Source organism: Nocardioides sp. GY 10127 (assembly GCF_004919085.1).
Lineage (GTDB): Bacteria > Actinomycetota > Actinomycetes > Propionibacteriales > Nocardioidaceae > Nocardioides.
In genome coordinates this window covers 39369-52313 of the sequence record NZ_STGL01000009.1, presented here as the reverse complement: position 1 = coordinate 52313, position 12945 = coordinate 39369, and the positions used below count along the sequence as shown (strand labels likewise).

Here is a 12945-nt window from a genome sequence, read left to right as displayed (position 1 = left end):
AGGGTGGCACCTCCCACGCCGTGAGGCGCCACGGGAGAGCGACCTTGCACGCGTCCTTCACGGACACGGGACCATCGGCCTCACGGCCTCACGGCGTCCTCACACGGCTGCGACCCGGCTCACGTCCCGCGGCCGAGGGGGTCCCACGGGGAGGCCGTGGTCGCGGAGCGGACCCACCTCCCAGCCCAGCGCCCGCCACTCGCGCAGGAGCACGTCCAGCGCCTCGGCGGTGCGGCGCCACGAGCCGGGGGTGCCGTAGCGGTCCGTGTCGTGCAGCAGCACGGTCCCGCCCGGGCGCAGGGTGCGGCGCACCCGCCAGGCCACGCCGGCCGCGGAGACGTAGCGCGACCAGTCGCGGCCCCACGCCGTCCACAGCACCGGCTCCAGCCCGCACCCGCGGGCCGCGATCACGCTGGCCCGGGTCGTCACGCCGAACGGTGGCCGGTACCAGCGCGGCCGGCGGCCCGTCAGGCCCTCGAGGAGGTCGGCTGTCCGGGCCAGGTCGGCGGCGAGCTCGTCGGGACGCCGGCGCAGCACCGCGTCGTGCGTCCACCCGTGCACGGCCAGCTCGTGCCCGGCCGCGTGCATCGAGCGCACCAGCCCGGGCGCGCTCGCGGCGCGCTCGCCGACGAGGAAGAAGGTGGCCCGCACGTCGTGCCGGTCCAGGACCCCCAGCAGGTGCGGGGTGGAGAGCGGGTCGGGCCCGTCGTCCAGGGTGAGGGCGACGTGCCCGGTGTCGCTGCGCCCCGCCATCCGCGGGGTGAGCACCCGCCGTGCGGGGCCGTGCAGGGCCTCGGGCAGCCAGCGGTCGACGGCGCGGGCCGGGTGGAGGACCTCCCGTCCCGGCGCGCTCACGCCGACACCCCCGTGGGGAGGCCGTCGAGCGGGAGGCCGTTGGCAGGCGGACTGGCGGTCGGCAGGGTCTCGGCCAGGACGTCGGCGAAGCGGGGGCGAGCGGCCCAGCCCGTCGTGCGGGCGCCGGTGACCGCCAGGGCGCGGGTCACGGCTGCGGCAAGGGCCGAGGCGTCCTGCGGCCACTCCGCGAGGCCCTCGGCCCGCAGGGCGCGGGCGTTCTCCTCGCCGTGCCCGGGCAGGCACCGGTAGGAGAGCAACGGCCGGCCGCGCTGCAGGGTCTCGAGCGTGGTGAAGCCCCCGGAGTTCTGGACGACGAGGTCGGCGGCGTCGATGGCGGCCGACAGCCCGTCCAGCCACCCCAGGGCGGTGACGCCGGGCACGCCGGCGAGGGCGGCGCGCAGGCCCTCGTTGCGGCCGCAGACCACGACCGGGTGGACGAGGCCCGTGCCGAGCAGGTCGCGGACCGTGCCCAGCAGGTCGCCGGCGCCCTCCGAGCCACCGACCACGAGGGCCACGGGCCGCTGCCCCACGGCCCACGCTGCCCGCAGCCGGGCCCGGCCTCCGGCGTCGTGCTCCCGGGCCGACGGGAGGAGCGGGGCGACCAGCCGGACCCCGGCCGCGCCCCGGGCGAGCGCCTGGAGGGCCGCCTCCTCGTGGATCGCCACGTGCCCGTCCACGCCCGGGGCGATCCACAGGCCGTGGACGGAGGCGTCGGTGAGGTAGGTGAGGACGGGGACGTCGAGCCGCCCGCGGGCCCGCAGCCGCCCGAGGGCCTGGCCGGCGAACGGGTGGGTCGACACCACGGCGTCCGCCCTCTCCTCCGTGTGCGTCGCGCCTGCGCGCCCGCCCGCGACCTCGGCGAGGAGGCCCCGGGCGGGCAGCACGCGCAGCAGGAGCAGGAGGGCGCGGGCGAGCAGCCCGCTCGGACCCGAGGTGCGCTCCAGCAGGCCGAGGAGCCGACGCCACGTGGAGGGGCACACCGCCAGCTGGGCGAAGTAGAGGCGACGCAGGGCACGGCCGATCCCGAGGGGGAACAGGTCCACCACGTCCACGACCCGGGCCGCTCCCCCGCAGGCGACCACCGCGCGCGCCACCTGGGCCGCCGCGGCGTCGTGGCCGGCGCCGTAGCTCCCGGTGACGACGAGGACGGTCCCGCCGGTCCTGCCGGGCGCAGCGGGCTCGCCGGGCCCGCCGTCACGCTCCACCGTGACCGGGGGCAGGCCCCAGGGGGCGACCGCGCGATGGCGACGCGACGGGTGGAGCGGGGTGCGGGGGACCAGCAGGGTGGACATGTCCAGCAGGCTCCGCCCGCCCACCTGCACGCAGCCTGACCGCCGGGCACTGGTCCGTGCCGGTCGCCTGGCGGTTCCGTGGGGGGGCGGGCACCTCACCCCGGGGTGGCTCGACGGTCAGGTGACGTGCAGGAAGGCGGACGCACGGTGGAACCATGCCCGTCCCCGACCTGCACCGCACGACCCCTGACGCACCCGTCGGCACCGTCGCCGACGCCCTCCCCCCGACCGAGCTGGCGCCGAGCGCCCTCCCGCCGAGCGAGCTGCCGCCCACCACCGGGGCGCGCCCCGGCCTGGTCCCCCGGCTGGCCCGCCGCCTCGCGCTGCTGGGCGTCGCGGGAGGCGCGGTGGCCGTGCTGGCGCCGCGGCTCGCGGGCGTGCCCTGGGCCTCGGTGCTCGCGGTGGTGACCGGGGTGCCGGCGGTGTGGCTGGTCGGGCTGGTGCTGCTGTGGGCGGCGGGGCTCGCCACCCACACCGTCACGCTCACCGCGGCGATGCCGGGGCTGACCCACCGGCGCGCGGCGACGCTGAGCCTGACCGGCAGCTTCGTCGCCAACGTCCTGCCCCTGGGCGGCGCCGCCGGGGTCGCCGCGAACGGGCTGGTGGCCCGCACCTGGGGCTACTCCGGGCGCGACGTCGCCGCCTACACGGTGGTGACGAACGTCTGGGACGTCCTGGCCAAGCTGGTCGTGGCCGCCCTGGCCGCGGCCTACGTGCTGCGGGCCGGGCTGGCGCTGCCCGGGCTCGGCACGCTCGGCGCCGCGGCCGGCGTCCTGCTCGTGGCCGTCGGCGTCCTGCTGGCCTCCGACCGGGCGACCCGGCTCCTCGTCCGCCCCCTCGACGCCCTCCCCCGCCTCCTGCTGCGCGGGCGCGGCGGCGCCTGGGGCACCGAGCTCCTCCGCACCCGCCGCACCGCCGCCCGCACCGCCCGGGCGCGCTGGGCCGGACTCACCGTGGGCATGGTCGGGTACACCGCGCTGCTCGCGCTCCTGCTCGCCGCGTGCCTGCACGTGACCGGCGCGGCCGTCCCGTTGGTGGGCCTGGCCGCGGGGTTCGCGGTCGAGCGGGTCCTCACGCTGGCCGCCCTCACCCCCGGCGGCCTGGGCACGGTCGAGCTCGGCCTCACCGCGGTCCTCGTCTCGGCGGGGGCCGACCCGGTCGGCGCGGTGGCGGGCGTCCTGCTGTACCGGCTGCTCACCTTCGCCCTGGAGATCCCCGTGGGCGGCACCTGGCTGGCCGCCTGGTGGTGGTCGGCCCGGCGACGGACCCGGCTCGGCGCCGGTGCGGCCGGCACGGCGGCGACGGCGGTGGCCCGATGAGGATCTGGCACGTCGCCGACAGCTACGCCCCCGTCGTGGGCGGCATCGAGGTCCACGTCGCGTCCCTCGCCGCGCACCAGGACGCGCGCGGGCACCGGGTCCGGGTCGTCACCCTGGCCCCGGACCCGGCCGCCGCGCCTGACGGCTCCTCCGGCGTGACCGACTCCTCCGGTGCCGTCGACTCCTCCGGGGTGGCCGTCACCCGGCTGCGCGCGCCCGGCACGGGCCTGAGCCTGCACCAGCTCGCGGGCCTCACCGACGACCTGCGCCGCCGGCTGCGCGCCGAGCGGCCGGACGTCGTCCACGTGCACGCCTCGGTGCTCTCCCCGCTCGCCGCCGCGGCCCTGCGCGCGGCCCACGAGGAGCGGGTGCCCGCAGTGGCCACCGTGCACTCGATGTGGGCGGGCATGGGCCCCCTGCCGTGGGCCGTGCGGCACGCCGTCTCCCCGCAGCGCACCGACACGGTGTGGAGCGCGGTGAGCCGGGTGGCCGCGGACGCGGTGGCCCCGGTCGTCGCGCCCAGGCCGGTCGCGGTGCTGCCGAACGCGGTCGAGCCCGACCGGTGGGCCGGCCTGGGCCGACCCTCGCCCGCGGGTGCGCCCGTCCACGTCGTGGCGGTCATGCGGCTGACCCGGGTGAAGCGGGCCGTGCCGCTGGCGGCGGTCCTCCGCGCGGCGCGGCGCGCCCTGCCCGAGGACGTCCCGCTGCGCGCGACCGTCGCCGGCGGTGGGCCCCAGCGGGCCGCGCTCGAGCGCTACCTGCGCCGGCACGGCATGGACTGGGTGGACCTGCCCGGACCCGTCGACCGGGCCGGCGTCCGCGACCTGCTCGCGACCGCCGACGTCTTCGTCGCCCCCGCCTACCGCGAGTCCTTCGGCATCGCGGCGCTGGAGGCGCGGGCCGCCGGCGTCCCGCTGGTCGCCCCGCGCTCCTCTGGGGTGACGGAGTTCGTCACCGACGGGGCCGAGGGGCTCCTCGCGGACGACGACGCCGGGATGGCCGCGGCGATCGCCCGGCTCGCGGGCGACCGCGCCCTGCGCGCCGCGGTGCGGGAGCACGACCGCACCGTCCCCGTCCTGCACGACTGGGACCGCGCCGTCGCCGGGGCCGACGCGCTCTACGTCCGCGCCGCCGCCCTCGTCGGCGCGGCGCCGCTCGCGCTCCCCGTGGGCACGCCCGGCGCGGACGGAGCCGGACGATGAGCAGGCGTCCGGATGCCCGCACCCTGCCGGGGCGGGGCACCGTGGTCGCCGTCCACGCCCACCCCGACGACGAGGCCCTCTGGACGGGCGGGGCGCTGGCCGCCGCGGCCGCCGCGGGCCGCCGCACCGTGCTCGTGGTGGCCACCGACGGCGAGGCGGGCCTCGCTGACGAGGGGCTCTGCCACGGGCTGGGCCGGCTCCGCGTCGCCGAGCTCGAGCGCTCCGCGGAGGCCCTCGGCGTGGCCCGGGTGGTGCTGCTGGGCCACCGCGACAGCGGGTCCGGGACGCCGGCGCCCGGGGGTTTCGCCACGCTCGACCCGGCCGCCGTCGCACCGGAGGTGGCGGCGGTCCTGCGCGAGGAGGACGCCGAGCTCGTCACGTCCTACGACGGGGCGGGCGGCTACGGCCACCCGGACCACGTCCAGGTGCACCGGGTCGTCCGGGCCGCGGTGGCGCTGCTGGGCGACGACGCCCCGCGACTCCTGGAGGCCACCGTCGAGCGTGAGCGCGTGCTCGCGGCCTCCCGGCTGCTGCGCGGCCTCGGCCGCGTGCTGCCCGTCCCCCGGGTCCCCGACCTCTCGGAGAAGTTCACCCCGCGCGAGGAGATCACCCTGCGCCTGGACGTCCGGCGCCAGCTCGGCCCGAAGGTGCGCGCGATCGCGGCCCACGGCAGCCAGCGCACGGGCGGTCCGCGCACGGCGTCCCTGCTCGTGCGGCTGCCCCGCGCGCTCCAGCGCCGCGTGCTCGGCACCGAGTGGTTCGTGGAGGTGCCTCAGCCGACGCGGGCGTGAGCCGGGAGGCTCACCCGGAACGTGGCCCCGCCCGCCCCGGCCGCCGTGCCCGGCCCGCCGTCCTCACCGGGGGCGACGCCGGGGACGTGGGTGACGTCCCCGCCCGCCGAGCGCGCCACCCGCCGCGCCAGCGGCAGGCCGAGGCCGGCGCCCCCGGAGCCCGAGCGGCCCGGGAGGAACAGCGCCTCCGCGTCGTCCTCGTGCACGCCGTCGCCGTCGTCGGTGACGTCGAGCCAGGCCCGGTCGCCCTCGAGCCGCGCGGTCACCCGCACGTGGGTGCCGTGCCGGTCGGCGTTCGCGAGCACGGGCGCCAGCGCCCGCACCGCCAGCTCCCGGGGGACCTCCAGCACCAGGTCGTCCGGGACGTCGAGGGCCACCGCGGCGCTGAGCACGTACTGGTCCACGGCCTGCCGGACCGCGTCGGCCGCCGGGGTCCCGGGGGCAGCGCCGCCCCCGGGCGTGCCGCCCGCCGCGCCCGCGGTCGAGAACGGGGAGGCCTGGGCGCGCGCGACGTCCAGGAGGACCGTGATGGTGGCGGCCATGGAGCGGGAGGCGGCGAGGATGTCGTCGAGGTCCTCGCGCAGGTCGGCGTCGAGGTCGTCGCGGGACGCCGCGAGCTCCGCCGTCACCTGCAGGCTGGTGAGCGGGGTGCGCAGCTCGTGCGCCAGCTCGGCGGTGAGGCGCTGCTCCGCGCGGATCGCCTGGGCGACGCGGTCGAGCAGGGCGTCCAGCGTGTGCCCCAGCGCCCGGATCTCGTTCGTGGGTGCGCCGAGCTCGAACCGTCGCTGCAGGTCGTGCTCGCTCCACTCCTCCGCGGTGGCGGCCATCGCGGCGACCGGTGCCAGCGCCCGGCCGCTCGCCCAGCCGGCGACCGCCGCAGAGAGGGCCACCAGCACCACGCCCGCGACGATCGTGACGACCAGCGCGAGCACCTCGTCGCCCTCGTAGGGGGCCAGCGGCTCGGCGATCACGACGACCGCGCCGCCGGCCTCGGTCTCGAAGGGGAGCGCGAGGAGGCGGTAGGCGTCGCCGGCGCGGACGATCCGCCGGGAGGTGGAGGTGGACAGGTCGTCGAAGACGCGGCCGAGGGAGGCGGGCACGGAGCCGGCGACCAGGGCGCCGGTGTCGTCGTAGACCACGACGCCGGGGTCGAGGAGGGTGTCGGGCACCGTGATCCCGCTCGAGGCGGTCGTGGTGGCCAGGACGCTGGAGACGACCGCGTCGGCGCGGTCGTCGAGCACCCGGTCGGCGGCCGAGGAGGAAGAGGTGTTGAGGACGGCCTGGAGGACGACGGCCAGGACGACCGCGACCAGCAGCGCGACGACCGCCGCGAGCGTCACGACCTGGCCGCGCAGACCGAGCCGTCGGCGGCCGGCGGCCTCGATGCTCGGCCATGAACCGGACCGCCCGGAGAGGCCCCACCAGCGGGGCGGTCGCGGCGGGCTCACGCGGGGTCGGCCGCAGGGTCGGCCGTGGGGCCGGCCGCAGGGTCGGCCGCCTGCTCGCGGGCGGTGAACCCGACCCCGCGGACGGTCTCGATCCGCACGGGCGAGGCGATCCCGTCCAGCTTGGCGCGGATCTTGCGGACGAACGAGTCGATCGTGTTCTCGCTGACCTCCGCGCCGTCCGGCCACGCGGCCGCGACCACCGTGCGCCGCCGCACGACCTCGCCGGGCCGGGAGAGGACGGCGGCCAGCATCCGGAACTCGGTGGGGCTCAGCAGCACCTCGCCGGTGGCCGTCCGGGCGGCGTGCGCCACGGCGTCCAGCGTGAGGCCGCCGACGACGGCGCGCGGCCCCGCGCCGCGCCGCACGAGCACCTCGAGCCGCGCCAGGAGCTCCTTGAGCTCGAACGGCTTCACGAGGTAGTCGTCGGCGCCCGCGGCGAAGCCGGAGAGCAGGTCGTGCGTCGCGCCGAGGGCGGTGAGGAAGAGGACGGGGGCGTGCTGGCCGGCCGCCTTGAGCGCGGTGACGACGTCGCGACCGTCCGCGTCGGGCAGGCCGATGTCCATCACCAGCGCCTCGATCGGGCAGTCCGCGCCGAGCAGCGTCAGCGCCTCGCGGCCGTCGTGCGCGACGACGACCTCGTGCCCGGCCTGGCGCAGGCCGCGCACGAGGACCTTGCGGATCGCCGCGTCGTCCTCGCAGACGCCAAGGGTCGCCATGTGTGTCGCTCGCTAGTAGGTCAGCTGTCGTCCCCGTCGGGCCCGCCCGGCGGGGGGCCGTCGTTGGTCGTGCCGGAGACCTGGTCGCCCCAGGCGGCCCGGGCGCCCGAGTCGCCGACCCGGTAGACCTGCACGCCCGCGGCGACGGCGGCCACGACGGTGAGGACCGCGACGGCGGTGGGCAGGAACGACGGCCCCACGGCCGGCTTGCCCTGCTCCTTGCGGCGGGCCAGGAGGACGAGCGCCACGGTGAGGACGAGCAGCGGCAGCGCGAACCAGATGAGCTGGTCGCCGAGCTCGGCGTGCTCGCCGGGGTCGCCGACGCGGTGCTCGAGTGCCTCGCCGCTGCTGGTGGCGATCGGGATGAAGACGCACGCCACGACGGCGACGCCCACGACCAGCCAGCCGTAGCGGACGGCCCAGGAGGGGCGGACCGCGATCGCGATCGCGCCGAGGATGGCGAGGGGCAGCAGGACGACGACGGCGTGCACCACGAGCGGGTGCACCGGCAGGCCGTTGATGAGGTCGAACACGAGGGCTCCTGAGGAGGGGCGGGTGCTCCCGGTGGTCGGGGGCTCTCCCGCGGGCGGAGGAGGACGGGCGAGGACGGACGGGGGGTCTCGACTCGGCACGAGTGTGCGCCCGGGCACCTGCAGGCAACCTGACCGCGCACCCGTGGGCCGGGCCGGTCCAGCCCACGGGTGTCGGTCATCCGCCCGGCGGACTCAGCCGCCCAGCGTGCTCAGCCCCCCAGCGTGGTGAGGAGCGTCCGGAGAGCCTGGTCCTCGTCCGCCTGCTGCGGGCTCGAGGCGCGCACGGCGGTCAGGGCGTCGTCGATCTGGCCGTCCAGCGTCGTCCAGGCCGCGCAGTCCATCGGCTGGAGGGTCGACTCGTCGTCGTCCCAGGCGGTCTCGAGGTCGGTGATCCGCGTCTGGGCGCCGGCCTGGTCGCCCTGGTCGACCAGGGCGAGGGTGTCGGTGGTGATGGTGCGGTAGTCGGCCATCGAGGCGGCGGGGAAGTCCTTCGCCGCGGCCGGGGCCGCAGCCGACGGGTCGAGGGCGGCCGAGGAGCAGGCGGGCGCGCTGCCCTCCTCGGCGTCCAGCGCGCTCACGTGCGGCTGGTGGTCGGCCCACGTCAGGAGGGCCACGGTCGCCACGGCCACGACGAGCAGGACGCCGAGCATCGCGCGCTCGCGGCCTGGCCGGACCGGAGCGTCCTGCTGCTCGCCCGTGCCGGCCCCCGGCCCGTCCTCCTCGGCGACGTCGACCCGCGTGATGGTGAGCAGGACGACCGTCGCGAGGATCGCGGCGAGGAAGACGAGGCTGGTGCCGAGCGTGCCGAGGCCCAGGCCCTGCTCGCTGCGGGGGCTGGCGAGCCAGTCGCCGATGTTCGCGCCGAGGGGGCGGGTGAGGATGTAGGCCACCCAGAACGCGAGCACCGGGTTGGCGCCGCCGCGCCAGAGGACCGTGACGATCGCGATGAGGCTCAGCGGCAGCAGGACCGAGACGCCGGGGCCCCAGCCGGTGAGCTCGAGGGTCCAGTCACCGGTCGCCGTGCCCAGCGCGAACGTGACGAGGACGGCGAGCCAGTAGAACGCCTCGCGCGGGGTGGTGGTGATGCTGTGGATCGACAGCGTGCGCTCCCGGAGCCACCAGACGCCGAACACGCCGGCGAGCAGCACCGAGAAGACCGTCGTGCTGAACCACAGCGGCACCCCGAGCTGGTCGGTGAGCAGGTCGGTGTAGAGCGTGCCGGTCACGCTCACCACCACGACGGTGAGCCAGTAGACGCCGGCCACGTAGCGGCGCAGCCGCATCTGCACGGTGAGGACCACGGCGAACACGACCGTGAACAGCACCGCCGTGCCGACCAGGCCGACGCCGAGCTGCATGTTGATCCAGTCCGCGAAGCTCTCGCCGACCGTGGTGCAGAGGATCTTGATCACCCAGAACCAGAGGGTGACCTCGGGGACCTTGTTGAGCATGGTGCGGCCGAGACCGGCGTGGGCGTCGTGGCGGCCGGTGCGGGGGCCGCCGGCCCGGCCGGTGCGGGTGCCGTCGAGGCCGGTGCGCGCGGCGTTGCGCGGCTGCGTGGAGGGGGTCATGGCAGGAGGGTGCGGTCCCCCGGCTGCATCGAACCTGACCATCTCGCTCGGCCGCCCGGCCGACCGGCGGTGCGCCAGCAACCTGGCAGCCCCGGTCATCGGTTGCTCACACACCGCCCCACCCCCAGCCTCGCAACCAGCGGTGCCCCAGCAACCTGGCCACCGGGCTCATCGGTTGCCCAAACACCGCCCACCCCAGGCCCGCAGGCCAGCGGTGCCCCAGCAACGTGGCCACCGGGCTCACCGGTTGCCCACACACCGCCCCACCCCCAGCCACGCCGACCAGCGGTGCGCCAGCAACCCGCCCACCCCGCACAACCGTTGCCCACACACCGCCCCAGGACCCGGGGAGAGGCCCCCGGAAACCGGTGAACACGTGATCAGGTTCCGTGCAGAGAGCGGGCCTCACCCTCCTCGGCATGAGCCACTCCCTTCCCCCGCTGCCGTCCTCGCCCGACCTCGACCTCGAGGAGATCGGGCAGGCCGCCACCTCCAAGCTGCCGCACGTCACCCTGCTATTCTGGGTCCTCAAGATCGCCGCGACGACGCTCGGCGAGACCGGGGGCGACATGTTCGCCCAGACGCTGCAGCTCGGCTACTTCCTGACGACGATCGCCCTGTTCCTCGTCTTCCTCGTCAGCCTCGTCGCTCAGATGCGCTCGAAGTCGTACCAGCCGGCCCTGTACTGGGCGGTCATCCTCACCACCAGCATGGCCGGCACGACGATCAGCGACTTCATGAACCGCGACGCGTCCGCGCAGTACCTGTCCAGCGGCACCTCGCTGGGTTGGGGTCCGCAGGGCCTGGGCCTCGGCTACCCCGTCGGCGCCGCCATCCTGAGCGCGATGCTCCTGGCCACCTTCGCCGTCTGGCGGGCCACCGGCCACCCGTTCTCCCTCAAGAAGATCACCTCGTTCCGCGCCGAGCTGCTGTTCTGGACCGCGATCCTCATCTCCAACACGCTCGGCACCTCCATGGGTGACTTCCTCTCCGACTCCTCCGGGCTGGGCTACGCGGGCGGTGCGCTGCTCATCGCCTCGCTGCTCGCCGTCATCGCCGCCCTCAAGTTCGTCCCCCGCGTCTCCAACGTCGCGCTGTTCTGGGCTGCGTTCGTCCTGACCCGCCCGCTGGGCGCGACCGTCGGCGACTTCTTCACCAAGCCCACCGTCAAGGGTGGGCTGGGCCTCGGCACCTACGGCGCCTCGGCCGTGCTCCTCGCCGTCCTGGTGAGCGGCATCGTCTGGCTGACCGTCAAGGAGCGCCGCGCGACCGCCGCCCTGGCCGCCTCCGCCCCGGAGCCGGCCGCCGCCTGACCCCCTCCCACCGGCCTCCCCCAGCGGCCGGACCCACCCGACCCCCGCGCTCGCCCTGAGCGCGGGGGTCTCGTCCTTCCCGCCCGCTTCACGAACGCTTCATCCTCGGCTCCCTAGCGTCCGCGCCATGACCACCACCCCCAGCCCCCGCCCGGACGGCAGCCCACCCGCGGCCGTCGAGGCGGTCGGCCTCGTGAAGACCTACGGCAGCGTCCGGGCCGTCGACGGCGTCTCGCTGCGCGTCGAGCCCGGCGAGGTGTACGGGATGCTCGGCCCGAACGGCGCCGGCAAGACCACGTTCCTGCGGATGCTCTTCGGCCTCATCCGCCCCGACTCCGGCACCGTGCGGGTCTTCGGCCGCTCGTGGGCGGAGTCGGGCGTCGGCGTCCTCGAGGGCGTCGCGGGCTTCATCGAGGCGCCCCGCTTCTACCCCTACCTCACCGGCCGGCAGAACCTCGAGGCCCTCGCGCTCCTGGACGGCGGCGCGAGCCGAGGCCGGGTCGAGGAGGTCCTCGGCACGGTCGACCTGGCCGACCGCGCCCACCTCAAGGTCGGCGGCTACTCCTACGGCATGAAGCAGCGGCTCGGCGTGGCCGCCAGCCTCCTGCGCGACCCGCGGCTGCTGGTGCTCGACGAGCCGGCCAACGGCCTCGACCCCGGCGGCATCCGGGACATGCGGGCGCTGGTGAAGCGCCTGGCCTCCGGCGGGCTCACCGTCCTGCTCTCCTCCCACCACATGGACGAGGTCGAGGAGATCTGCGACAACGTCACGATCATGGCCCGCGGGGCGGTGGCCTTCCACGGCTCCCTGCCCGACCTGCGCGCCCTGGCCCCCGAGCCGGGCCACCTGCTGCGCACCACCGACGACGTCGCCGCCGAGCGGCTCGCCCTCGCCCGTCCGGACCTCCGGGTGGGGCGGGACGGCGACACCCTCCGCGTCGCCGGGCAGCGCGCCGCCACCACCGGGCTGGTCGCCGACCTCGTCGCCGCCGGCGTGGGGCTGCTCGAGCTCACCCCCACCCAGACCCCCCTCGAGGAGCTCTTCTTCATGCTCACCGACCCCGCAGGGACGGCACCCACGGGAGGGGCGGCCGCATGAGCGCCGCGGTCCGCTTCGAGCTGCGCAAGCTCGCCGCCCAGTGGCGCGTCCGCGCCCTCCTCCTCGCCGCCCTGCTCGGGCCGATCCCGGTGGCGCTGGTGATGTCCGCCCAGGCCAACCCGCCGAAGGACACGCTGTTCGGGCGGTTCGCCCTGGACAACGGCTTCGCCCTGGCCCTCATGCTCCTCGGCTTCCTCGGCCAGTGGGTGCTGCCGCTGCTCACCTCGGTGGTGGCCGGCGACAGCTTCGCCAGCGAGGACCAGCACGGCACCTGGAAGACGGTGCTCACCCGCTCCACCAGCCGCAACCGGCTCTTCTGGGCCAAGGTACTGGTCAACCTCGGCCTCACCACGCTGGTCCTGGTGGTGCTCGCGGCCTCGACGATCGCCTCCGCGCTGCTCGTCGAGGGCGCGCCGGCCCTCACCGGGCTGACGGGCCAGCTGATCGCCCCCGGCCACGCCCTGTGGCTCGTGGCCGCGGCGTGGCTCAGCGTCCTGCCGCCCCTGCTCGGCTTCACCTGCCTGGCCCTGCTCATGTCCGTGTGGACCCGGAGCTCGGCCGCGGCGATCGCCGTGCCCGTCGTCCTCGCCCTGGCCATGCAGATGCTGGGCTCGGTCGGCACCCTCGAGCCGGTCCGGCCGTTCCTGCTCACCACCGCGTTCGAGTCCTGGCACGGCCTGCTCACCGACCCGCGGTTCACCGGGCCGCTCCTCGAGGGCTTCGTGGTCAGCGCGGCCTGGGCCGCGGTCTGCCTGGCCGGCGCCTCGTTCATCCTGCACCGTCGCGACATCACCGGAGGCTGACCC

General features: G+C 76.6%; 12 protein-coding genes. 6 read left to right on the top strand and 6 right to left on the bottom strand.

Annotated elements, in window-relative coordinates:
• Positions 1–99: 99 nt before the first annotated feature.
• Positions 100–855 (bottom strand): polysaccharide deacetylase family protein, encoded by a 756-nt coding sequence (locus tag E8D37_RS16965; RefSeq protein WP_136571018.1) that lies wholly within the window; start codon positions 853–855, stop codon positions 100–102.
• Positions 852–2147 (bottom strand): galactosyldiacylglycerol synthase, encoded by a 1296-nt coding sequence (locus E8D37_RS16960; RefSeq protein WP_136571017.1) that lies wholly within the window; start codon positions 2145–2147, stop codon positions 852–854. Before E8D37_RS16960 ends, E8D37_RS16965 begins: the two co-directional genes overlap by 4 nt.
• A gap of 155 nt (positions 2148–2302) precedes the next feature.
• On the opposite strand from E8D37_RS16960, the gene E8D37_RS16955 reads away from it, so the two are divergent.
• From E8D37_RS16955 to E8D37_RS20645, 3 genes are read left to right on the top strand one after another with little or no spacing between them, the layout of a single operon-like run.
• Positions 2303–3466 (top strand): lysylphosphatidylglycerol synthase domain-containing protein, encoded by a 1164-nt coding sequence (locus E8D37_RS16955; protein WP_136571016.1) that lies wholly within the window; start codon positions 2303–2305, stop codon positions 3464–3466.
• Positions 3463–4668, top strand: coding sequence for a glycosyltransferase family 4 protein (locus E8D37_RS16950; protein ID WP_136571015.1), 1206 nt, complete (start codon positions 3463–3465; stop codon positions 4666–4668). Before E8D37_RS16955 ends, E8D37_RS16950 begins: the two co-directional genes overlap by 4 nt.
• A complete protein-coding gene (locus E8D37_RS20645; RefSeq protein ID WP_136571014.1) occupies positions 4665–5459 on the top strand; it encodes a PIG-L family deacetylase in 795 nt (264 codons plus the stop codon). Before E8D37_RS16950 ends, E8D37_RS20645 begins: the two co-directional genes overlap by 4 nt.
• Here E8D37_RS20645 and E8D37_RS16940 read toward each other — a convergent pair.
• From E8D37_RS16940 to E8D37_RS16925, 4 genes are all read right to left on the bottom strand, one after another.
• Entirely contained in the window at positions 5441–6907 is a 1467-nt protein-coding gene (locus tag E8D37_RS16940; RefSeq protein ID WP_136571013.1) for a HAMP domain-containing sensor histidine kinase, read from the bottom strand. The two genes, E8D37_RS20645 and E8D37_RS16940, sit on opposite strands and share 19 nt — an antisense overlap.
• Positions 6904–7623 carry a response regulator transcription factor gene (locus E8D37_RS16935; RefSeq protein ID WP_136571012.1) on the bottom strand — a complete coding sequence of 240 codons (720 nt, stop codon included), beginning with the start codon at positions 7621–7623 and terminating at the stop codon, positions 6904–6906. The genes E8D37_RS16940 and E8D37_RS16935 overlap by 4 nt, the downstream gene beginning before the upstream one ends.
• A 20-nt stretch (positions 7624–7643) precedes the next feature.
• On the bottom strand, positions 7644–8156 hold the full coding sequence (locus E8D37_RS16930; protein ID WP_136571011.1) for a DUF2231 domain-containing protein: 513 nt from the start codon (positions 8154–8156) through the stop codon (positions 7644–7646).
• A gap of 209 nt (positions 8157–8365) precedes the next feature.
• The gene (locus tag E8D37_RS16925) at positions 8366–9727 is read right to left on the bottom strand and encodes a hypothetical protein (protein WP_240770520.1); all 1362 of its coding nucleotides are present in this window, start codon (positions 9725–9727) and stop codon (positions 8366–8368) included.
• A 419-nt stretch (positions 9728–10146) separates the two neighbouring features.
• Here E8D37_RS16925 and E8D37_RS16920 point away from each other — a divergent pair, with 419 nt between their 5' ends.
• From E8D37_RS16920 to E8D37_RS16910, 3 genes are all read left to right on the top strand, one after another.
• A complete protein-coding gene (locus tag E8D37_RS16920) occupies positions 10147–11040 on the top strand; it encodes a hypothetical protein (protein ID WP_136571010.1) in 894 nt (297 codons plus the stop codon).
• Between the two features lie 127 nt (positions 11041–11167).
• A complete protein-coding gene (locus tag E8D37_RS16915; RefSeq protein ID WP_136571009.1) occupies positions 11168–12139 on the top strand; it encodes an ABC transporter ATP-binding protein in 972 nt (323 codons plus the stop codon).
• Positions 12136–12942, top strand: coding sequence for an ABC transporter permease (locus E8D37_RS16910; protein ID WP_136571008.1), 807 nt, complete (start codon positions 12136–12138; stop codon positions 12940–12942). The genes E8D37_RS16915 and E8D37_RS16910 overlap by 4 nt, the downstream gene beginning before the upstream one ends.
• The last annotated feature ends 3 nt before the right edge of the window (positions 12943–12945 follow it).